We start from the raw sequence: 19,625 nt of genomic DNA, 5'->3' as shown, positions 1-19,625 counted from the left end.
GCAGGACATGTGCCTCTCCCCACATCATTCGGGCAGTGACGAGGAGGCACCAGCCGGGGTCCGTGCGGGACGAGCACGACACGACCCCGTCAACCGCCCCGCCGGAACCTCGCTGCGCAGTCCTCAGTCGGGAGCGTCCCGGAGGACCGGGCGGCCCTTCTCTTCAAGCCGTTGAGGCAACCATCCATCAGCCGCACCAGGTCCCCCCGGACCAAGAGCATTCTCAAGGACCGATCATGACGACATTGCTCCAGCCCACTCCGTCCCAGGACCGGACGACCGACGACAGCGTGCTGGGCCGGGTGCGCGCACACCTGCCCGAGATCGCGGCACGGTCCGCCGAGGCCGAGGCGGCCCGGGCGGTCCCCGCGGAGATCATCACCGTGCTGCGCGAGGCCGGTGTGTTCCGGATGAGCCTGCCCCGGGCCTGGGGCGGTGAACAGCTCGATCTGGTGGAGAGCGCCCAGGTGGTCCGGGAGATCTCACGGGCCGACGGCTCGACCGGCTGGACCGTCCAGGCGGCCTCGATGGCCTGGTTCTTCGTACGGTCGCTGCCACGGGAGACGTTCGAGAAGGAGGTATTCGGCAACGGCGGCGACCTGATGCTCCGTGGGGCGATCGCTCCGAAGGGCAAGGCGACGCCGGTGGAGGGCGGTTACCGGATCAGTGGCCGCTGGCCGCTGGCCAGCGGCTCGTTCACCCCTGACTGGGTGCTCGCGGGCTTCGTGGTCGAGGGGGCGCCCCCGCTGCCGGACGGCCGCCCGGACATGCGCGTCGCGCTGGTCCGCCCCGAGCAGGTCACATTCCTCGACACCTGGGACGCGGTGGGTCTGCGGGCCACGCAGAGCACCGACTTCACGATGGACGACGTCTTCGTGCCCGCACACTTCACGGGCCCCCTGGCGGGCGGCAACAACATTCCCGCGCCCTTCTACCGCCTGCCGTACACCGCCACCGGTGCCTCGCACGACGCCGTCATCATCGGCTGTCTGGAGGGCGCGCTCGGCGATCTCGCCGAACTGGCCGCCACCAAGCGGCCGGCATTCAACCCCGGGGTGGTCATCGGTGAGGACCCGGTGTTCCAGGAGAAGTTCGGCGATCTGCACCTGCGCACGGCTGCGCTGTCGGCCTTGATGGAGCAGACCGGCCGCACCGTCATGGACCGGGCGCTGGCGGGCGAGGAGCCCACCCCGACCGAGTGGTTCAGCTACACCGGCGGCCACCAGCACATCCACCACGAGGGCATCCGGCTCCTCAACGAGATCATGACGCTGTCGGGCAGCGCTGGGCTCTACAGCTCCAGCCCGATGCAACGTCGCTGGCGCGACGTCCGCTGCGTCTCCCAGCATGTGGCGGGCAACAACGGCTCGCTGCGGCGCCTGGGCGCGGTTCTGTCGGGTCAGGAGGACGTCCGATGAACCCGCTCGTCATGACACCGTCGGATCCCGCCGGGCTGCGCCAGGCGTTCGGCTGCTTCCCGTCCGGAGTGACGGCCCTGTGCGCACTTGACTCCGGTACGCCGGTGGGGATGGCGGCGAGTACGTTCACTCCGGTCTCCCTCGAACCCCCCTTGGTGTCGGTCTGCGTCCAGGACACCTCGTCGACCTGGCCGAAGCTGCGGAAACAGAGCCGCCTGGGCCTGAGCGTGCTGGCCGAGGGGCAGGACCTGATCTGCCGTTCACTGGCCGGAAAGGACGGTAACCGGTTCTCGGACGTCGACTGGGAGGCGAGCGAGGGCGGCAGCGTGTACGTCCACGGCGCCAACCTCTGGCTGGACTGCTCCGTCCACTCCGAGTTCCCCGGCGGCGACCACACGATCGTCGTCCTGGAGATACACGGTCTGAAGGCCGAACCCGACCGTGAGCCACTGGTGTTCCACGGCAGCCGGTTCCGGCGCCTGGCCGTCTGATGAGCCCATAGCCGCCACGGGAGCCCCTCGACCCCCGACGTGCAAGCAGCGGGGGTAGAGGGGCTCCGCGCGGGAATCATCCTGGGCGAACTCCTCGAAGGCCGCCGTGACCGCTTCGTCCAGGCCACCCACCACGCAGGGTCTCGGTCGCCTTCTTCGGCGTGCGCCTTGATGCCGTACAAGGTGGCTTCCATGTTCGCGCGCAGCTCGGCGAGCCGGAAGGCCACGATCTGCTCCTCCCGCTCCGGCGTACGGTCGATTGCCAGGTTGATCCCTCAGCGGCCCGGCCCGATCCGGGCGAACTGCCGCAGCCGAGTACCGCTGCCCTCGGGCTCGAGCGCGAAGCACCACGTGGCCAGGGGCTTTTCGGGTCCGGGGCCGGGTCACCGTACCGGCCGTCGGGGTCCACGACCGCCCAGCCCAAGACCCGCCGCTCCTCCAGGACCACGATGTGCGAGACGGTACGCCAGTCGCCGGTCATCCGGTGACGGTTTTATCGCGCGAAACACGCCCCCACGGCGGGCTTCTCGGCGCTGTCGGGCCATTCCGCACGCTGCAGTTCAGGGCTCAGGCGGGCCGGCAGACCGATGTCCGTCACCAGGTCCCATTACCCGCGATGGGTCCGCCTCGACATAGACGTCACAGCAGACCTTCGGCCCCTTGGAACACCGCACGGCGTCCCTCCCCCATGGTCCGGACCGGACGGTCCGGACCATCGAACTGCTCAGGCCCGCGCGGCACGTCAGCGGGCTGCGCGGCGGGCGGCCACTTCCTCCGTGAGCTGGGGAGCCACCGAGAACAGGTCGCCCACCACGCCGTAGTCGGCCACACCGAAGACCGGCGCCTCCGGGTCCTTGTTGACCGCCACGATGGTCTTGGACGTCTGCATCCCGGCAAGGTGCTGAATGGCCCCGGAAATACCCAGCGCGATGTACAGCTGAGGCGAGACGGACGTGCCGGTCTGCCCCACCTGGTACTGGTGGGGGTAGTACCCGGCATCGACCGCGGCCCGGGACGCGCCCACCGCACCGCCCAGGACATCGGCCAACTCCTCCACCACCTTGAAGCCTTCCGCCCCCGCGACACCGCGTCCGCCGGAGACGACGACGCTCGCCTCGGTGAGCGCGGGACGGTCGCCCGTGAGCGGGGCGCGGCGTGCGGTGACGCGGGCGGATGCCGCGGGGTCGATCGGCGCCAGGACGAGCTTGTGCTCCACCGCCTGCGCGGGATGTTCCTCCGGCTCGAAGGCGCCCGGCCGCAGGGCGATCACCGGTACCCCGTGGGTGACCTCGGAGCGCACGGTGTACGACCCGCCGAAGGCGACCTGGGTGACCACCCCGGAGGCGTCCAGGTCGACCGCGTCGATCAACACCCCGCTGTCCAGCCGCGCCGCGAGACGCCCGGCCACCTCCTTGCCGTCGGTGGTCGCGGAGACCAGAACGGCGGCGGGAGAGACCTTCCGTGCCGCCGACTCCAGGGCCTCGACGGCGGGCGAGCCGAGAAACTCGCCGGCCTGCGTGGATTCAGCCGCGTAGACGCTGGCGGCGCCGTGACCGGCGAGGGAGTCCTTGAGGCGGGCCGCGGTGCCGGGAGTTCCCACGAGCACGGCGGCCGGGTCGCCCAACCGCCGTGCGGCGGCGAGGAGTTCGTACGTTGACTTGTGGACGCGTTCCCCGTCGTGGTCGACGAGGACGAGGACGTCGGGCATGGGTGTGCCTGCTTCTTGGTCGGGGCGGTTCAGACGAGTTTCCGGGCGATCAGGTGGTCGGCGAGCTGCCGGCCGGCCAAGCCGTCGTCCACGACACGGATGCCGGCGGACCGCGCCGGACGCGGGACGGCCTCCACCACTCGTGTGCGGCTCACCAGGAACCCGGTGTCGTCCGCGCCGGGGAACAGGCCATCGAGGCCGATCGTCGCGACGGGCTTCTTCTTGGCGGCCATGATGCCCTTGAAGGAGGGATAGCGCGGCTCGTTGATCTTCTCGGTGACGCTGACCAGCGCGGGCAGTGGCGCCTCCAGTGTCGTCTCACCGCCCTCGGTCTCGCGCTCGGCACGCACCCGCTTCGCGTCCAGGACGAGTTCGCGTACGTGGGTCAGCTGCGGCAGGCCGAGCAGGTCCGCGACGATGGCCGGGACCGCACTTGCCTGTCCGTCGGTCGCCGCGTTGCCGGCGAGGACCAGGTCCACGTCCGCCACCGTCCGCACGGCGGCGGCCAGGACCCTCGCGGTGGTCACCACATCGGCGCCCTGAAGCCGGTCGTCGCAGATGTGGATTCCACGGTCGGCTCCCATCGCCAGGACCTTGCGGATGGAGTCGAGAGCTGAGTCTGGTCCCATGGACACGACGGTAACCTCGGCGTCCGTCGTCGCCTTGAGCCTCAGGGCTTCCTCCGCGGCGCGCTCGTTGATCTCGTCCAGGACGAGGTCGGTGTTCTCCCGGTCGAGGGTGTGGTCCCCCTCGGACAGAGCGCGTTCGGCAGCGGTGTCCGGGACCTGTTTGACGAGTACGACGATGTTCACGGTCGTCTTCCTTCGGCCGGGGCGGTCAGCGGTACGCCGGGTAGCCGGTGATCGCCTGGCCGACGACCAGCGTGTGCATCTCGCTGGTGCCTTCGTAGGTGAGGACGGACTCCAGGTTGTTGGCGTGGCGCAGCGGCGAGTACTCCAGGGAGATGCCGTTGGCGCCGAGAACGGTGCGGCACTCCCGCGCGATCGCGATCGCCTCCCGCACGTTGTTGAGCTTGCCGACGCTGATCTGCTCGGGGCGGATGCGGTGCTGGTCCTTCAGGCGCCCCAGGTGTACGGCCAGCAGCGCGGCGCTGCCCACGGACACGGTCATGTCGGCGAGCTTCTTCTGCGTGAGCTGGAAGGCACTGATCGGCTTGTCGAACTGGACCCGGGAGTCGGCGTAGTCGATGGCCGCCTGGATCGAGTCGCGGGCGGCGCCGACCGCGCCGAACAGAATGCCGAAGCGGGCCTCGTTCAGGCAGGACAGCGGGCCGCGGAGGCCCTCCGCGAGCGGCAGCCGCGCCGAGTCGGGCAGCCGTACATTGTCGAAGTACAGCTCCGAGGTGATGGATGCCCGCAGCGACATCTTCTGCTTGATGTCCTGGGTGGTGAAGCCGGGCGTCCCGCGCGGCACGAGAAAGCCGCGGATGCCCTCCTCGGTCTGCGCCCAGACGGTGGCGACGTCGGCGATGCCGCCGTTGGTGATCCACATCTTCGAGCCGTTCAGGATCCAGTCGCCGCCCTCGCGGACGGCCTTGGTACGCATCCCGGAGGGGTTGCTGCCGAAGTCGGGCTCGGTCAGGCCGAAGCAGCCGATCGCCTCACCGGCGGCCAGCCGCGGCAGCCACTGGAGCTTCTGCTCCTCCGAGCCCCACTTCCAGATGGAGAACATCGACAGCGAGCCCTGCACGGAGACGAAGCTGCGGAAACCAGAGTCCGCCGCTTCCAGCTCCAGGCAGGCCAGCCCGTAGCTGACGGCGTTCGTGCCGGCGCAGCCGTAGCCTTCGAGATGCATGCCGAGCACGCCCAACTTGCCGAGTTCCGGCGCGAGTTCGCGAGCGAAGTGGGCGTTCTCGAACCACTGGCCGATGTGCGGGCGGACCCGGTCCTCGAGGAACCTGGCTACGGTGGACTGGATCTCGCGCTCCTCGTCGGTGAGGACGGAGGCGATGTCGAACAGTTCGAGGGGGTCCTTCAGCGGCTTGGCGCTCATGTCGTGCTCCTTGTGATCAGGGTCAGGTGAAGGGGGTTGGTTCGGTCGACGTGCCGAGGCCGCGAACGGTCCGGTGACCGCTGCGTGTCACGCGGAGGTGTGGTCGGCCTGTCCGGACGGGTCGGTGAGAATCTGCGCGGTGTGCTGGCCCAGGCGGGGCGGGGGGAGGCGGTACCGCGCGGGGGTGCCACTGAGCCCGATGGGATGAGCGACCTGGCGGCAGAGCCTGGCTCCTTCTCCTTCGGCAGCATCGACGGGCATGTCGACGATGCCGGGAAGGCCGAGCCGGTGGGCGAAGGCGAAAGCCTCGTCGAGGGTGTTGACCGGTCCGGCGGGCACCCCGGCCGCCAGCAGGACGGCGGACCAGTGGTCTGCGCCCGCAGCGCCGAGCCGCTTGGCCAGGACGTCCCGCAGTTCGACACGATGAGCGACCCGGTCGGCGTTGGTGCGGAAGCGGTCGTCGAGAGCGAGACCGGGATCTCCGACGACCTCGGCGAGTGCCGCGAACTGCCGGTCGTTGCCCACCGCGAGAGCGATCGGCCGATCCGCGGTCGGCAGGGTCTCGTACGGGGCGATGCTCGGGTGCGCGTTGCCCATGCGGCCGGGAACCACACCGGCTACGGCGAAGGCCGACGCCTGGTTGACCATGGCCGACAGCAGCGAACCGAGCAGGTTCACCTCCACCAGCTGCCCTTCGCCGGTGGCGTCCCGGTGCCGTAGGGCGGCGAGGATGCCGAGCGAGGCGTGCAGTCCGGTGATCACGTCGACCAGGGCCACGCCCGCCTTCACCGGTTCGCCGTCCGCGGTCCCGGTCACGCTCATCAGGCCGCCGACGGCCTGTACGAGCAGGTCGTAGCCGGGGATCGCGGCGCCCGCGCCGCTGCCGAAGCCGCTGATCGAGCAGTAGATCAGCTCCGGGTGCCGGGCACGGAGTTCGCGATGGCCGAGGCCCAGCCGTTCCATCGTGCCGGGACGGAAGTTCTCCACCACGACGTCGGATTCGGCGATCAAGGAGCGGGCCTGTTCGAGGCCGGCCCGGGTGGTGAGGTCCAGAGCGACGGACCTCTTGTTCCGGTTGACGCTCAAGAAGTACGTCGAGGTGCCGTCCTGGTCCGCCGGCGGGTGCCAGGCCCGGGTCTCGTCCCCGATGCCCGGGCGCTCCACCTTCACCACGTCGGCGCCGAGGTCGGCGAGGAGCATGGTGGCGTAGGGTCCCGCGAGAACCCGGGAGAAGTCGGCGATGCGCAGCCCGTGCAGCGCGGCGCGCTCTGCTGCGTCGACAGCGCCGGCTTGCTCGTCGGGTGCGTCGTGCTGGGTGTCCACGCGCCCTCCTCTCTCTTCATGCCGCCTACGGGAACTGACATGACCGGTGCCGTGTCCTGTCACCACCAGCGCCCCAAGGGCGTTGCCCGGTAGGTGAGTTCGACGAGGGGAAGTCCCTGCTCGCGGGGGGCCACGGCTCGCACGACGCGTACTCTCGCCCCGATCCCGGCCACGGCCGGTTCTGTCCTGGCGATCTGACAGACCAGGGTGAAGCCCTCGTCCATCGCGGCGAACCAGGTGTTGAGCGGCGATTGGCCGATGCGGCGAACGAGGACCCCGGCGCCCGTGCTGCGCTCCCGCTTGAAGGCGGTGGAGCCACAAGCACGGCAGAACGAACGGCGGTAGGCGGCAGTGCCGCACCAGAGGCAGCTCTGGAAGAGCAGTTCGTCGCCGACGTCCAGCGCGGACGGGTCGGCGGTCCCGGTCGTGGCCGCGTCAGGCACGTCATGGCCTGTCCGGAACTCGTTGGGTCCGCGGCTGTCCGTCTGGAGCATCACAGCCTCCTGTACTCACTCCGGTGACCGGAACGGGCGATCGGATTCCGATATGACTCCTTCACCCTGGCCCGCCCGTGAATCGCTGGTCAACGACGAGCTGACGCATGTTTGTGCGTCGAAAACGTTCTGTTCGGCAGGGCGACCCGTGCGGTCGGCCTGCGCGTTCAGGGGGTCAGCATCCGGTCCTGCTCCAGTGGAGGTGTGCCGTCGTGCCAGGGCAGGGCCTTTCCGAAGCGGACCAACTCGCCGTACAGGGTGGGATCGACGTGTTCGGCGAAGACCAGGTCGAGTACGGCCGCCGCAGCCTGAGCCGGTGACTGTGCACCGCTGTAGTCGCTGAACCAGGGGCGTGAGGTGGCGGTGTCGACCATGCCGGGACACACGGACGCGAGCAGAGTGCCGGTGGCCAGGTCGTGTCGGCGGCGTTCGGCGGCGAGGGCGCGGACGGCGGCGACCTGAGCCACTTTGGAGGGCACGTTCAGCCAGACGGGCCAGCCCGCCTCCTGCGCGGTCTTGTGGTGGATGGCGCTGCGCCACGACTCGACGGCGTACTCGACCTGCTCCAGGCTCGCCCCGTCGAACAAGTGGTGCAGCCGCGGGTCGAGATGGCCCAGGGTGCCCAGGCTGCTGGCCACGACGAGCAGTCGGCCGCCCGGGCGAAGGACAGGGCCGAAGGACCGCAGGATCGCGTGGGTGGCGGTGTTCGAGACGTCGATGAACTCGTCCGCCCGCGCGGCCTGCGATTCCTCGGGCAACAGGCGGGCCACGGCGTTGGAGATGACGGCGTCGACTCCTCCGTGCCGGGCGCGGAGGTCCTCGGCGAGGCGGGCGATGGCGTCGGTGTCCGTGACGTCCAGGACACGGCCCTCCACGCGGGCACATGTGCCGGGCAGCAGGGCGACCTCGCGGGCGGCGTCGGCCACGCGCTGGTGGCTGCGGCCGGTGAGCAGGACCAGGTCGTCGTGGTGCATACGGGCCGCCAGTCCTTCGACGAGGGCACGGCCGAGTCCTTGGTTGGCGCCCGTGACAAGGGCGATGTGTGAAGCGTTCATGCCTGCCACGCTAGGAACCCGACGCTCATGAGTCCAACGAGAGTTCGGCACGACTAGTATGCGTAAACGTCATGGACTTCTCGGATGTGTCACTCACCGCCCTTCGCGTCTTCCACGCCGTCGCCGAACAGGGCACCTTCACCGCGGCCGCCGCGTCACTGGGATACACCCAGTCCGCGGTCTCCCGGCAGATCGCCGCGATCGAACGGGCCGCGGGCGCGGAGCTGCTGGAACGGCGACGCGAAGGAGTGCGGCTCACCGCGGCCGGCCGCGTCGTCATGCGCCGCGCGACGGTCGTGATCGACGAGATCGACGCGACCGCACGCGAGCTGTCCGGTCTGCCCGAGCAGTCCGGCACGGTCCGCCTGGGCTGGTTCCCCAGCGCCGGCGCCGTGCTGGTGCCCCGCGCCCTGGCCGGGCTGCGCCGTACGGATCCCGGCCTTCGGATCGTCGGCCGGGAGGGCAGCACCCCGGCCCTGGTACGGGCACTGCGGGCCGGCAGCCTCGATCTCGCCCTGCTCGCCTCGGCGCCCCCGTTCCGGCCGCCGGACGCCGAGTCACCCCCGCTCGCACTGCAGACCCTCACCGAGCGCGCTCTCTGCCTGGCGGTGCCCGCCACCCACCCGCTGGCCCGCGGCGACTTCGTCGACGTGGCGGACCTGCGCGGGCAGCGCTGGATCGCGGGCTCCTCCTCGGGCGAGGACCGGCTGATGGGCGTGTGGCCGGGCCTGGACGAGCGGCCCGACATCGCCCACACCGCCCGCGACTGGCTCGCCAAGCTCCAACTGGTCGCCGCGGGCTGCGGACTGACCACCGTGCCGGCCCTACTCGCCTCCGCCGCACCATCGGGCGTCCGCGTCCTGCCCGTCCGCGGCGGCCCCCAGGAACAGCGGCGACTGCTCCTGGCCCGTCTCCCCCACCCGCCGACCGACCCGAGCATCCGAGTGGCCACCGCACTCCGCGCGGCAGCCCTCGACGCCGACACACCCGCTCCCTCCTCGCCCCCCACGTGACGAAGCAGCGCGCCCGTACGACCGCCCGCACCGGCGTGCCCGACAGGTGCCGGGACCGCCAATCCAGCCTCATCATCGACACCCTGGCGCGGGAGCCCAGTCGGGTCGACATGAAAGTGCGTATGGCGCAGGGTTCATCTCATGTCTGATCTTTCCTCGAAGTTGATGCCGGCCGGGTACCGGAGCCGACCGGCAACAACCGCTGATGTCCACGCAGTTCACTGTTTGATCACCACATGCGAGAACGAGCTGCATGGCTGTGCGACGACCGGCTCCGATCACGTGGCCGCTGATCTCAGCCTGCCAGGCCTGGAACTGACGTCCGACACGGTGCTCGTCCACGACTCCAAGGGAGAGTTGGCGGGCTGGAGCTGGGTGAAGGGACGACGAGCCACGGTTCACGTCCGCCCCGGTCACCAGGGGCAGGGTCTTGGTAGTTGGCTTCTGGCCTGGGCCGAGGCACGGGCCAGGCAGCTGGGAAGCGACCGCACCGCCCAGACGGTCTCCGACAGCGATGACGCGGCGATCGCGCTCCTGCGGTCCCGTGGCTACTCCCCGCTCGTCACCGAGTGGCTCCTGGAGATCGCGATGCCCGTCGAACCAGAGGTGCCCGAGCCGCCGGCAGGTATCACCGTCCGAGCGTTTCGGCCTGGCGACGAACAAGCGGCGTACCAGCTCACCGAGGACGCGTTCGACGAGTGGCAGCAGCGGCGCAAGACCTACGCGGAGTGGGCCCGGCGCACCGTCGAAAGAGCAACGTTCGAACCTGCGGCCTCACCGGTGGCCTTCGCCGACGACCAGATGGTCGGCGCGGTACTGTCGCTGGACATCCCGGGCAACGCCGAAGGGTACGTCGAGCGGGTCGCGGTACGACGCGACCACCGCGATCGAGGGATCGCCCGCATGTTGCTGCGAGAAGCGTTCCGCGCCTTCCACCGCCAGGGGAAGCAGACCTGCACACTGTGGACGCACTCGGACACCGGCGCGCTGTCGCTGTACGAGCGGATCGGCATGACCGTCCAGCGCAGTTCCATGGTCTACGGCAAACCGCTCACCGCCGGGTAGCCGATGGGCTGCTCCTACGGTGACATCTTGAGGGACGAAATGCGCCGCGGCATGGGACCGGTTGGCCCCGCAGCTCACCGACCCGCGGCTCACGAGCTCAGGATGTGGGCGTAGGACGGGCCGTTGAGGTCGGGGGCCGCGTGCAGCATCTCCGTCGGCGGGCTCCTTGCGTGATGGCGGAGCGGCATCGCGGGCAATCCCACCGTCGGTACGGTGTCAGTCCGCCGTCTGTGCCGGGCCCTCCGTGACCTTCCGCAGCAGTGGCCTGCTGCCGGTGATCGCGGCGAGCATGGCCAGCGTGCCGACGGCCAGGCAGATCACCAGTTGTATGACACCGGAGGTGTTGATCGTGGTGCCGGCCGCCTTGTTGAGCTGCATGGCGCCGAAGGCACCCATGGCGGTGGTGCCGCCTGCCAGGACGGCCAACGGGATGACGGTCTCGCGGATCCGGGCCCCGTCCAGCACCTGGAGCGGGGTGCCGGCCAGCCGCAGCAGGCCGTACATCCGGCGTCGGTCGAGGACGTTCGCGGCGGCTGTGAGGCCGGCGGAGGCAGCTGCGACGAGGAAGCTCAGCACCAGGGTGGCGGTGCTGACGGTGGCCACGCGGGCGATGACTATGTCGTCCGACGCGGACACGTACTCCTGGGTGAACGGGTAGCGGCCCGATCTGAGGCGGGTGAGCGCGGTGACGCCGGTATCGATGCGGTGCTGGCCGCCGGAGACGTGGGCGATGACGCCGTCGACACCGCCGAGCAGGCTGTCGTAGTCGTCCTCACTCGTGACGGTGACGGTCGCGGTGACGCCCGCCTGCCGCAGCACCGTTCGGGCCTGGGTGGCGGTGTGCCGGGCGTCGGCGGCGTTCGCGGTGATCACCCCGACCTGGTCGCGGTGGCTGGGACCGTCGAAGTCCAGCGTGCTGACGGAGAAGAACCCGGCAACGAACCCGGCGAGCACCAAGCCGCTGACGGTGCGCCAGACCGCGCGCGGGTCGTCGCTGAGCCGGCGCGCGGCCAGCAGCGTGGCCGGGCGCCTGGCGCGGCGGCCCACGATCCGGCCCAACCGGTCCACGACCCAAGGGCCGAACAGCCAGAACGCGCCGTAGAAGAGCGCCAGCAGGGCGAGCAATTGCCGGGGCTTGAGCTGTCCGCTGTCGCCCGTGGTCGCCCAGATGTAGCCCAGGACCGCGACGAACAACAGCAGACGGATCGCACGGGTGCGGCGCGGGTTCGCCTGCTGGGCGACGCCCAGGGGTGAGGTGGCCACCTGGCGCAACATGGTCACCGCGCTGACGGTGATCAGAGCCGTGACGGTCAGCACCACGGCCGCCAGCCAGGGCAACCCCACCCACAGCCGGCCGGTGTACCAGGTGCCGACGCCGTACGGGATTTCGGCGAGCGCGGGCAGCAGTGCCATGTAGGCGAGCGCACCGGCCGTTGCGCCGGCCGCACCGACTCCCGCCGCTTCGAAGGCGGTCATGGCGAGGATCTGTCGCGGCGTCGCCCCGGCCAGCCTCAGCGCGGCCAGACGCTGTTCACGCCGGGCCGCGCCGAGCCGCCCGGCCGCCGACGCCAGCACGACGACCGGCATGACGAGCAGCACCACGCCCAGCAGCACGGTCCCCTGGTCGCTGCCGGTGAACACGTCGGCCTTGGAGCCGGAGAACCCGGAGACCAGTGCGCGCTCGGTCAGCCCGTCGTCGTAGTAGTTCTGCTCTCCGGCCGCCTTGGAGACGGCCGCGTCGCCGGGCGCCCGTCCGATCACCGCGACCAGCTCGTCGGGCGAGGCGAGACCGGCGGCGCCGATCGTGCCGTAGGAGCTCACTACCGGGAAGCGGTCGGCGAGTTGGGCGGCGGGGAGCTTGTGCAGCAGCTCGGCCAGGGCGGGAGAGACGTACACCTGACCCTGTTGCGGGAAGTGGCTCAGACCGGGTGGCGCGGGGGTCTGTCCCCGGCCGGGCAGGCGGGCCAAGTTCACGACGGTCACAGGTCCCTGGCGTACGTATGTCGTGGTCGTGGCCTGGACCGCCGTCGCTTCCCTGGCCGATACGGCGTCGGGGGTGCGCCACGTCGTGTGGCCGGCGCGAGCGCCCGCACCCAGGGCGGCGGCGATCATCAGCAGCAGGAGAAACGAGCCGACGGCGGCGGCACCGGCCGCGAGCAGCTGGGACTGGAGGCCGCGACGGCCGGAGGCCCTGGCGAGGTGCCAGGTCAGGGGCAGGACAGGGGAACGCATGGCAACTGGCTCCAGGGGAGATCAGGCGACGGTGTACTGGGAGTGGCCGCTGATGCGGCCGTCGCGGACCTGGAGGATCCGGTCGCAGTGCGCGGCCACGTCGGCGTCGTGGGTGACCATCACCAGGGCGGCGCCCGTCTCCCGGGTGGCGAAGGTCAGCAGCTGGACGACTTCCGTGCTGGTGCGCTGGTCCAGGGCACCTGTGGGTTCGTCGGCGAACACCACGTCCGGCTCGCCGGCCAGGGCACGGGCGATGGCGACGCGCTGTGCCTGGCCGCCGGAGAGCTGGCCGGGACGACGGAGCTCCAGCCCGTCCAGGCCCAGCGGGGTGAACCAGCGGCGGGCACGGGCGACGGCCTCACGACGCGGCATGCCCTCCAGCATCAGCGGGAGCGCCACGTTCTCCTCTGCGGGCAGCTCCGGCAGCAGCTGGCCGAACTGGAACACGAACCCGAACCGCTTGCGGCGCAGGGCGCTGAGCTTGTTCTCGCCCAGGTTGTCGATGCGCTCGCCGCGCAGCAGTACCTGACCGTCGTCGGGCCGGACGATCCCGGCGAGGGTGTGCAGCAATGTGGACTTGCCGGACCCGGACGGGCCCATGATCGCCAGCGAGTCGCGCTCGTGGACCTCCACATCCACCCCGGCCAGGGCGGTGGTGGAGCCGTACTTCTTGACCAGGCCGGACCCGGCCAGAACGGTGCTCACGGTGTCTCGTCGCTCCTTCTCAGCGCTCGAACTTCCAGGTGACGCTCTTGGCGTCGGCCTTGGTCACCCGGACCGGTATCTCGACGCTTTCGCCGTCGCTCTTCTCGCCGGTGCAGGTGATGGTGGCTCCGGCCACGGCCTTGAGCCCGGTCGGGCAGGTGACACCGGAGACCTTGTCGCCGACCCAGGGCAGTGGGTGGAACCTGCTCTCGGTGCGCCCGGCGACGACGTTCGCCGCGAGCGCCTTGTGGCCGTCCACCGACGCCGTGCTGTACTCGTCCAGGCGACTGGTCGACTCGGTGCCGGCCAGCAGATGGGTACCGAGGCCGCCCAGCCCAACCACTGCGGTCACGCCTCCGACGACGCCGACGAGAACCTTGCTGCGCTGCATCGCGTACTCCTGATGTCCGTGGTGAGGATGCAGACCCACCCTCGCCCGCGGGCCCGGGAGCACGCCTCGGCCGAACGGTCGGGATCTCGGGCGGACCCTCGGCCGTTCGGCCGATAGCACAGCCGGGGCTCTGGCTTACGGTGATCGGTATGCGGACGGGGCGGTCCAGGCGTGTGAGAGGGCATTTGCGCGGGCCCGACCGACGACTGCACGGCCAACTCCTGTGACGGGCATCGCTGTTGCGGTGAGACCCGGGGGCATGCCGGCCTACCTCTGCGGGCGCATGGTGATCACCGGTGTGCGTCGGCGGAGGGAGCGATACGTCAGCTCGGCGGGCGATGTGAGGCCCCGTCAGTCACGGGACGCTGGAGAGACGCCCGCAGGACACGGGCGTCATCCACGAGGAAGGAATCGGTCATGAGCCGCAGTGCGTCAGCCTCCGCCCGTATCCGTGTCGCGGCAGGTGCCGCCGCCCTGATCGCCGTCGCCCGCACCGCCTCCGCCGCCGCCTCTGGCCGTTCGCCAGGGTCCGACGCCCCCGGCGCGTCCCGGGAAGCCGCGGCCCTCACCGGGTCCGCCAAGCTCGCGCGGACGCTCGGGGACGACATCACGTTCACCTTCGACGCGCATCTCGCCGCCCGGCATCGGATGGATCCGGCGAAGGCCACCGGGACCTTCCGCTTCAGCCACTACCTGGACGGCGAGGGCGCCTGGGCCAAGGGGCGGATCGACTGTCTGGTGACCGGCGGGAAGGTCGCGGTCGCCACCGGTGTCATCACCGGCAGCGACCTGCCAGGAGCGAAGGGCAAGCGGGTGGGCTTCACCGTGCACGACGTGGGCCGGCACGACCGGTTGGGCTACAGCTGGGCGTCCGTGGGCAGCCCTGTCGAGACCGAGAACCTGCCCAAGTGCGTGAGTTCGGCGCCGTTCGAGCGAGTGAAGAACGGCACCGGTGACTTTCGGGTGCTGCCCTGGCAGCCGGACCTCGTCGGGTAGGCGGCGCGCCGGGTCCCCTTCCGGTCAGGGGGTCGGCACCCGAAGTCGGACCGGGGCCGGTGGGTTCAGCGCACGGGGAAGCCGTAGGAGTAGCCCTGTTCCTTGAGCCGCGGCAGGATCTGGCGCAGGGCCTCGACGGTCTGGGAGCGGTCGCCGCCCGCGTCGTGGAAGAGGATCGTCGGGCCGCCCGGCAGCTCCCGTTCCACGGTGGCGACGATGGCCGCCGTGCCCGGCCGTTCGAAGTCCTTGGAGTCCACGTTCCAGCCGAGCGGGCGCATGCCCCGGGAGGCGGCGAGGTGGCGGCTGTAGGGGGTGAAGGCGCCGCCGGGGGCCCGGTAGTACATCGGCCGTACGCCCCCGGACGCCTGGGTGATCATGCGTTCGGCGTCCAGAATCTGCTCGGCCTGGTAGGCCTGGGATTTCTTGTCCATGGTGGTGTCGTGGGACACCGAGTGGTCGCACAGCCGGTGCCCGGCCGCGACCACTTGCTTGACCAGGTCCGGGTGGGCCTGCGCCTGCGTGCCCACCATGCAGAAGGTGGCCTTGACTCCGTACTGGCGCAGCACATCGAGCACCTGGGGGGTCCACACGGGGTCGGGGCCGTCGTCGATGGTGATGTTGACGCCCCGCGCCCCCTGGTCCGAAGCGTGCACGATGCCCTCCGCGACCGGCTTGAGGGCACTTCCCCGTGTGGCCGACGTGGTCGCCTTGGCTGAAGGGCTGCCCAACGCTCCGGCCTGCGCGGTCCACACCGAGGCACCGGCAGCGAGCAACGTCACCCCGAGCGCCGCCCCGAGCACCTTGCTGTTCCAGCCCCGCCCGCCGTGCCGTGCCATGTCCGTCCCGCCTTCACGCAGTTCCTCGCCGATTCCCTGGTCACCTTGCGACCACCTGGCAGGACGAGCGACGGCGGCCGCAGGATGCGTCCGTTACCGATCAAGGACAATTCCGGGGGAGTTCGCGGACAACCGGGCCGACAGCGGCCGCATGCAGGCCGGTTGGCGTGACCACGATGGTGGTCGGCCGGGTGGGCCTGCTCTGCGAGGGTCGGCTCCAGGCTCCCGCACAGGTGCACTGCGCCTTGCAGGCGAAGCCGGTGCCCCCCGAACCGGCACGCCGGGTCATTCCGAAGAAATGCGGAACTCGAATTCGGGACGGTCCCATGGCACGGCGGGCGGGTTGGCGAACGCCGTACCGGTCCGCACCGCACCAACGCGGTGGTAGAAGTCCTCGGCGGGAAGATGCGACACGACCTTGAGACGGTCGAGCCCGGCGGCACGGGCTTCGGACCGCATGTGCGCGACGAGCAGCCGTCCGATACCCCGTCCTTGCGCTTCGTCGGCGACGAACAGCAGATCGAGCTCCGGTGGAGCGAGGACGAGCGAGTAGAACCCGAGGACCCGGTCTCCATGCTCGTCTGCGCCGACGGCCACAAAGGTGCGGTGGGCCTCGATGTAGTCAGGACCGACCCGGTAGCCCGCGACTGCGGCTGCGTACTTGCCCTGATAGGCGCCTGAGCCACGCACGAGCCGGGTGAGCCGTTTGGCATCCCGCGCGACGGCCCTCCGTATGGTGATCGGCTGGCTGACCGGGGAGGTGCGTGAACTCATCGGGAGAGTATGTCGCACCCGGGGAGTGCCTTCGAGCAGCGGGTCGACCGCTCGGGCAGGCGTTCCTGCACCGCTCCCGGGAACCTCTCATGACGTACGAAGGATGCCCGCCATCCCACAGAGGGATGGGTGTCAGAGATGGCGCGGGACACGTGCCCGCTACCGCTCCCCCACCGGCACGCGCCACACCAGCGTGCTGCCACCGTCGGGCGGGCTGCGCAACTCCAGTTCGCCGCCCAGCTGTTCGGCCCGTTCGGCCATGTTGGACAGTCCGCTGCGGCGGCCGTCGGCCGGGATGCCCACACCGTTGTCGGCGACCGTCAGCCGCAGGTGGCGGCCGTCGCACTCCAGCGCCAGATCGGCGCGGTCGGCGTGGGCATGCCGGGCGATGTTGGTGAGGGCCTCGGAGAGCACCGCCAGCGCGTGGTCGGCGATCTCGCGCGGCACGTCGGTGTCGAGCAGTCCCTCCATGCGCACGCTGGGCGTGAAGCCCAGCACCGGGGCCGTCTCACCGACGGCCCGTACCACCCGGGCGCGCAGTCCCGTCCCGGCCCCGCCGTCACGCGCTCGCAGCCCGAAGATCGTCGACCTGATGATCTTGATGGTCTCGTCCAGGTCGTCCACCGCCCGGACAACACGCTCGGACGCCTCGGGATGCTCGATGAACCGGCCCGCGCTCTGCAGGGTCATCCCCGTGGCGAACAACCGCTGGATCGCCAGGTCGTGCAGGTCCCGGGCGATCCGGTCACGGTCCTCGAGCACCGCGATCTGCTCGGCGTCCTGGCGTCGCTCCGCCAGTTCCATGGCGACGGCGGCCTGCGCGGCGAAGCCTTGCAGGGTCTCGGTCTCGGTCGTGGTGAACTGCGGCCGGCCGGCCTCCCGCGCCAGCAGAAGCACGCCTCGGACGCCGTCCTCGCCCGTGCCGATGGGCACGGCCACGGCGGGGCCGAGTCCCTGGAAACGGGGCGGTTCCGGGGTAACGCGTTCGTCGTGGGAGACGTTCGTACTGACGGCAGGGGCGCCGGTGGAGAAGGCCAGCCCCATCAAGGTCGCGTCCATCGGGAGCACGAGACCCTTGTGCGCGTCGGAATCCAGCCCGACGGCGATCTCCACGGCGAGTGACCCGGTGTCCTCCATGGGCAGCGCGACCGCGGCCAGCGCCGATCCGGTGATCTCGGCGGCCCGCTCGGCGATCAGGCCGAGCACTTCGGTGCGCCCGCCGCCGGACATGAGGCTGTGGGTGACCTCCGCGTTCGCCTGGAGCCAGCGCTCCCGCAGCCGGGAGTCCTCATAGAGGCGGGCGTTGTCGATGGCGACGCCGGCCGCCACCGCCAGCGTCGAGAGAACGGACTCGTCGTCCTCGTCGAACTGCGCGCCGCCCCGCTTCTCGGTGAGGTACAGGTTGCCGAAGACCTGGTCGCGCACCCGGATGGGCACGCCGAGGAAGCTGTTCATCGGCGGATGGTGGTCCGGGAAGCCGTATGACGAGGGATGCTCGGAGATCTTCGTCAGGCGCAGCGGCTCGGGATGGCGGATCAGCTCACCGAGAATGCCGTGGCCCTCGGGGAAGGGGCCGATCCGGGCGATCTGCTCCTCGGTGACCCCGACCGTGTGGAAGGCGGAGAGACGCCGGCCGTCCGGACCGATCACGCCGAGGGCCGCGTACTCCGCGTCGACCAGCACCCCGGCGGCTTCGACGATGCTGTGCAGCGCCTGCTCCAGATCCAGCTCGCGGCCGACCGAGAGCACCGCCTCCAGCAGGCTGTGCACCCGGTCCTGGGTTCCACGGGCCGCGTCCAGCCGCGCCTGAAGCTCCTCCAACAGCTCGTCCAGCCTCAGCTGCGGCAGCCGTACACGGGCCTCGTGGGGCTCCTGGGGGCTTGCCACCTGTGTCTCCTCGGGTCCCTCGGACGGGCTGACACCGGCCGCTCCGGTCGTGGACCACGCTACCGGCCGACGGCGGGCGACGGTACACGGTTCGGATCCGGCGGCGGAGGATCCGGTGGTCGCCTCGGCGCACCCGCGACCCGGCCACGGGCCGGCCCGCCCGGCCTGTACGGTGACCGACTGGTCGACGCACAGGCCGAGGAGGTCGGCGGCGGCACGACGGCGTGGGGCGGCTGACCGGGATCACGGGGTGCGCGGCACTGTCCGGCGCCGAGGGCAGCGACAGCCGCTGAGGGCACCCGTACGGGACCGGCGGCGCTCACCGAACGAGCACAAACAGGGGATCACATGACCGACGGGGAAGTCAGGCCAAGGTCGACGTGGCCTGCACCGGGCTTCCGGCACCAGGTCCTGCCGTGGTCCGCCGGGGCCGAGGACCGGGTGGGCGGCCGCCTCGTCGTCGCACACCTACGGGAAGCCGACGCGCACGCGCTCGCGTACGGGCTGGACCGGTTCCGCGCCTGGGGCGGGGGTTCCGCTCCGGATGAGTGAGGGCCGTCCGGGCCCTTGTCGGGGACCATCGGCCCTTGGCGCGGCCCTGGGCCGGACAGAAGCTTGAGGAAGGAGCGGCACCGATCCCCCGCGGTGTCGCTCCGCAGGTATTCCGACCGGGCAGCAAGCCACGAATCCCAACGGAAAGTCCGTCATGGCCCACAACGCCAGACGGCCGGCCCTCGCAGGACCGCGCCGCCGCATCGAGCTGGACAGCGCCGAGGCACTGCGACTGCTGGGCAGCGTGTCCCTGGGGAGGGTCGTCTTCACGCTGCACGCGCTGCCGACCGTCCGCCCGGTCAACCACGTCCTGGACGGCGGCGACATCGTCATCCGCACCCACGAGGGCACCGCGCTGACTTCGTACACTCAGCGGTTCGACGGCCCCGGTGTCGTCGTCGCCTACGAGGCTGACGACATCGACGCGACGACGCGTCTCGGCTGGAGCGTGGTGGTGACGGGGTACGCCCGGCCGGTGACCGACCCCGGTGAACTGGACCGCTACCAGGCGATACTGGAGCCGTGGGTGCAACAGCCCATGGACCACGCGATCCGCATCAGACCCGAACTGGTCACGGGCATCCTGCTCACGGTCGGCGGCCGGCCGGGCGAGGACTGAGCGTCGGCCGAGTGCGGAAATCTGTCGTTGGCGTGCGTCAGCCACCCGTCTCT

General features: G+C 70.7%; 19 protein-coding genes. 7 read left to right on the top strand and 12 right to left on the bottom strand.

Features of this window, described 5'->3' with window-relative positions:
* Positions 1 to 236: 236 nt before the first annotated feature.
* Positions 237 to 1,418, top strand: coding sequence for an acyl-CoA dehydrogenase family protein (locus AQJ46_RS38035; protein ID WP_059209899.1), 1,182 nt, complete (start codon positions 237 to 239; stop codon positions 1,416 to 1,418).
* Complete coding sequence (locus tag AQJ46_RS38030) at positions 1,415 to 1,909, top strand: flavin reductase family protein (protein WP_059209898.1); 495 nt, start codon at positions 1,415 to 1,417, stop codon at positions 1,907 to 1,909. Before AQJ46_RS38035 ends, AQJ46_RS38030 begins: the two co-directional genes overlap by 4 nt.
* Positions 1,910 to 2,651: 742 nt before the next feature.
* Here the strand turns inward: AQJ46_RS38030 and AQJ46_RS38025 are convergent.
* The 6 genes from AQJ46_RS38025 to AQJ46_RS38000 form a co-directional block, all read right to left on the bottom strand.
* On the bottom strand, positions 2,652 to 3,617 hold the full coding sequence (locus AQJ46_RS38025; RefSeq protein WP_059209897.1) for an electron transfer flavoprotein subunit alpha/FixB family protein: 966 nt from the start codon (positions 3,615 to 3,617) through the stop codon (positions 2,652 to 2,654).
* Positions 3,618 to 3,646: 29 nt separating this feature from the next.
* Positions 3,647 to 4,429, bottom strand: coding sequence for an electron transfer flavoprotein subunit beta/FixA family protein (locus tag AQJ46_RS38020; RefSeq protein WP_059209896.1), 783 nt, complete (start codon positions 4,427 to 4,429; stop codon positions 3,647 to 3,649).
* 25 nt (positions 4,430 to 4,454) lie between these two features.
* Positions 4,455 to 5,630 (bottom strand): acyl-CoA dehydrogenase family protein, encoded by a 1,176-nt coding sequence (locus AQJ46_RS38015; protein WP_059209895.1) that lies wholly within the window; start codon positions 5,628 to 5,630, stop codon positions 4,455 to 4,457.
* 87 nt (positions 5,631 to 5,717) lie between these two features.
* Positions 5,718 to 6,953 (bottom strand): CaiB/BaiF CoA transferase family protein, encoded by a 1,236-nt coding sequence (locus AQJ46_RS38010; protein WP_059209894.1) that lies wholly within the window; start codon positions 6,951 to 6,953, stop codon positions 5,718 to 5,720.
* Between the two features lie 59 nt (positions 6,954 to 7,012).
* Entirely contained in the window at positions 7,013 to 7,447 is a 435-nt protein-coding gene (locus AQJ46_RS38005; protein ID WP_059209893.1) for a PhlB family protein, read from the bottom strand.
* A 167-nt stretch (positions 7,448 to 7,614) separates the two neighbouring features.
* On the bottom strand, positions 7,615 to 8,502 hold the full coding sequence (locus AQJ46_RS38000; protein WP_059209892.1) for an SDR family NAD(P)-dependent oxidoreductase: 888 nt from the start codon (positions 8,500 to 8,502) through the stop codon (positions 7,615 to 7,617).
* Positions 8,503 to 8,573: 71 nt separating this feature from the next.
* On the opposite strand from AQJ46_RS38000, the gene AQJ46_RS37995 reads away from it, so the two are divergent.
* Both AQJ46_RS37995 and AQJ46_RS37990 read left to right on the top strand, forming a co-directional pair.
* Complete coding sequence (locus AQJ46_RS37995; RefSeq protein ID WP_059209891.1) at positions 8,574 to 9,515, top strand: LysR family transcriptional regulator; 942 nt, start codon at positions 8,574 to 8,576, stop codon at positions 9,513 to 9,515.
* A 282-nt stretch (positions 9,516 to 9,797) separates the two neighbouring features.
* Positions 9,798 to 10,580 (top strand): GNAT family N-acetyltransferase, encoded by a 783-nt coding sequence (locus AQJ46_RS37990; protein WP_225887491.1) that lies wholly within the window; start codon positions 9,798 to 9,800, stop codon positions 10,578 to 10,580.
* A gap of 216 nt (positions 10,581 to 10,796) precedes the next feature.
* On the opposite strand, the gene AQJ46_RS37985 is transcribed toward AQJ46_RS37990, so the two are convergent.
* The 3 genes from AQJ46_RS37985 to AQJ46_RS37975 are packed head-to-tail and all read right to left on the bottom strand — an operon-like array spanning position 10,797 to position 13,908.
* Positions 10,797 to 12,812, bottom strand: a complete 2,016-nt coding sequence (locus AQJ46_RS37985; protein ID WP_059209889.1) for a hypothetical protein — start codon at positions 12,810 to 12,812, stop codon at positions 10,797 to 10,799.
* 21 nt (positions 12,813 to 12,833) lie between these two features.
* Positions 12,834 to 13,517: an ABC transporter ATP-binding protein gene (locus tag AQJ46_RS37980; RefSeq protein WP_059209888.1), complete on the bottom strand. Its 684-nt coding sequence runs from the start codon at positions 13,515 to 13,517 to the stop codon at positions 12,834 to 12,836.
* 19 nt (positions 13,518 to 13,536) lie between these two features.
* On the bottom strand, positions 13,537 to 13,908 hold the full coding sequence (locus AQJ46_RS37975) for a DUF4333 domain-containing protein (RefSeq protein ID WP_059209887.1): 372 nt from the start codon (positions 13,906 to 13,908) through the stop codon (positions 13,537 to 13,539).
* Positions 13,909 to 14,325: 417 nt separating this feature from the next.
* Between AQJ46_RS37975 and AQJ46_RS37970 the strand changes: the two genes are divergently transcribed.
* Positions 14,326 to 14,904 carry a hypothetical protein gene (locus AQJ46_RS37970; protein ID WP_059209886.1) on the top strand — a complete coding sequence of 193 codons (579 nt, stop codon included), beginning with the start codon at positions 14,326 to 14,328 and terminating at the stop codon, positions 14,902 to 14,904.
* A gap of 65 nt (positions 14,905 to 14,969) precedes the next feature.
* Here the strand turns inward: AQJ46_RS37970 and AQJ46_RS37965 are convergent, their stop codons facing one another.
* The 3 genes from AQJ46_RS37965 to AQJ46_RS37955 form a co-directional block, all read right to left on the bottom strand.
* A complete protein-coding gene (locus AQJ46_RS37965) occupies positions 14,970 to 15,740 on the bottom strand; it encodes a polysaccharide deacetylase family protein (RefSeq protein WP_059209885.1) in 771 nt (256 codons plus the stop codon).
* A gap of 285 nt (positions 15,741 to 16,025) precedes the next feature.
* Complete coding sequence (locus AQJ46_RS37960) at positions 16,026 to 16,514, bottom strand: GNAT family N-acetyltransferase (protein WP_057613432.1); 489 nt, start codon at positions 16,512 to 16,514, stop codon at positions 16,026 to 16,028.
* Positions 16,515 to 16,673: 159 nt separating this feature from the next.
* Positions 16,674 to 18,401, bottom strand: coding sequence for a GAF domain-containing sensor histidine kinase (locus tag AQJ46_RS37955; protein ID WP_059209884.1), 1,728 nt, complete (start codon positions 18,399 to 18,401; stop codon positions 16,674 to 16,676).
* Positions 18,402 to 18,749: 348 nt separating this feature from the next.
* On the opposite strand from AQJ46_RS37955, the gene AQJ46_RS37950 reads away from it, so the two are divergent.
* Both AQJ46_RS37950 and AQJ46_RS37945 read left to right on the top strand, forming a co-directional pair.
* Positions 18,750 to 18,953, top strand: a complete 204-nt coding sequence (locus AQJ46_RS37950) for a hypothetical protein (RefSeq protein ID WP_059209883.1) — start codon at positions 18,750 to 18,752, stop codon at positions 18,951 to 18,953.
* 154 nt (positions 18,954 to 19,107) lie between these two features.
* Positions 19,108 to 19,572: a pyridoxamine 5'-phosphate oxidase family protein gene (locus AQJ46_RS37945; RefSeq protein ID WP_059209882.1), complete on the top strand. Its 465-nt coding sequence runs from the start codon at positions 19,108 to 19,110 to the stop codon at positions 19,570 to 19,572.
* Positions 19,573 to 19,625 lie beyond the last annotated feature (53 nt).

This window comes from Streptomyces canus (assembly GCF_001514145.1).
Lineage (GTDB): Bacteria > Actinomycetota > Actinomycetes > Streptomycetales > Streptomycetaceae > Streptomyces > Streptomyces canus.
This window is presented reverse-complemented; position numbering and strand designations above follow the sequence as displayed.

What these genes read in the sequence shown, in the direction of transcription:
- AQJ46_RS37970 (WP_059209886.1), top strand. Translation starts at nt 14,326, where the DNA reads ATGAGCCGCAGTGCGTCAGCCTCCGCCCGTATCCGTGTCGCGGCAGGT.
- AQJ46_RS38005 (WP_059209893.1), bottom strand. Translation starts at nt 7,447, where the DNA reads ATGCTCCAGACGGACAGCCGCGGACCCAACGAGTTCCGGACAGGCCAT.
- AQJ46_RS37975 (WP_059209887.1), bottom strand. Translation starts at nt 13,908, where the DNA reads ATGCAGCGCAGCAAGGTTCTCGTCGGCGTCGTCGGAGGCGTGACCGCA.
- AQJ46_RS37995 (WP_059209891.1), top strand. Translation starts at nt 8,574, where the DNA reads ATGGACTTCTCGGATGTGTCACTCACCGCCCTTCGCGTCTTCCACGCC.
- AQJ46_RS37960 (WP_057613432.1), bottom strand. Translation starts at nt 16,514, where the DNA reads ATGAGTTCACGCACCTCCCCGGTCAGCCAGCCGATCACCATACGGAGG.
- AQJ46_RS37945 (WP_059209882.1), top strand. Translation starts at nt 19,108, where the DNA reads ATGGCCCACAACGCCAGACGGCCGGCCCTCGCAGGACCGCGCCGCCGC.
- AQJ46_RS37965 (WP_059209885.1), bottom strand. Translation starts at nt 15,740, where the DNA reads ATGGCACGGCACGGCGGGCGGGGCTGGAACAGCAAGGTGCTCGGGGCG.
- AQJ46_RS38035 (WP_059209899.1), top strand. Translation starts at nt 237, where the DNA reads ATGACGACATTGCTCCAGCCCACTCCGTCCCAGGACCGGACGACCGAC.
- AQJ46_RS38030 (WP_059209898.1), top strand. Translation starts at nt 1,415, where the DNA reads ATGAACCCGCTCGTCATGACACCGTCGGATCCCGCCGGGCTGCGCCAG.
- AQJ46_RS37950 (WP_059209883.1), top strand. Translation starts at nt 18,750, where the DNA reads ATGACCGACGGGGAAGTCAGGCCAAGGTCGACGTGGCCTGCACCGGGC.
- AQJ46_RS38015 (WP_059209895.1), bottom strand. Translation starts at nt 5,630, where the DNA reads ATGAGCGCCAAGCCGCTGAAGGACCCCCTCGAACTGTTCGACATCGCC.
- AQJ46_RS38000 (WP_059209892.1), bottom strand. Translation starts at nt 8,502, where the DNA reads ATGAACGCTTCACACATCGCCCTTGTCACGGGCGCCAACCAAGGACTC.
- AQJ46_RS37985 (WP_059209889.1), bottom strand. Translation starts at nt 12,812, where the DNA reads ATGCGTTCCCCTGTCCTGCCCCTGACCTGGCACCTCGCCAGGGCCTCC.
- AQJ46_RS38025 (WP_059209897.1), bottom strand. Translation starts at nt 3,617, where the DNA reads ATGCCCGACGTCCTCGTCCTCGTCGACCACGACGGGGAACGCGTCCAC.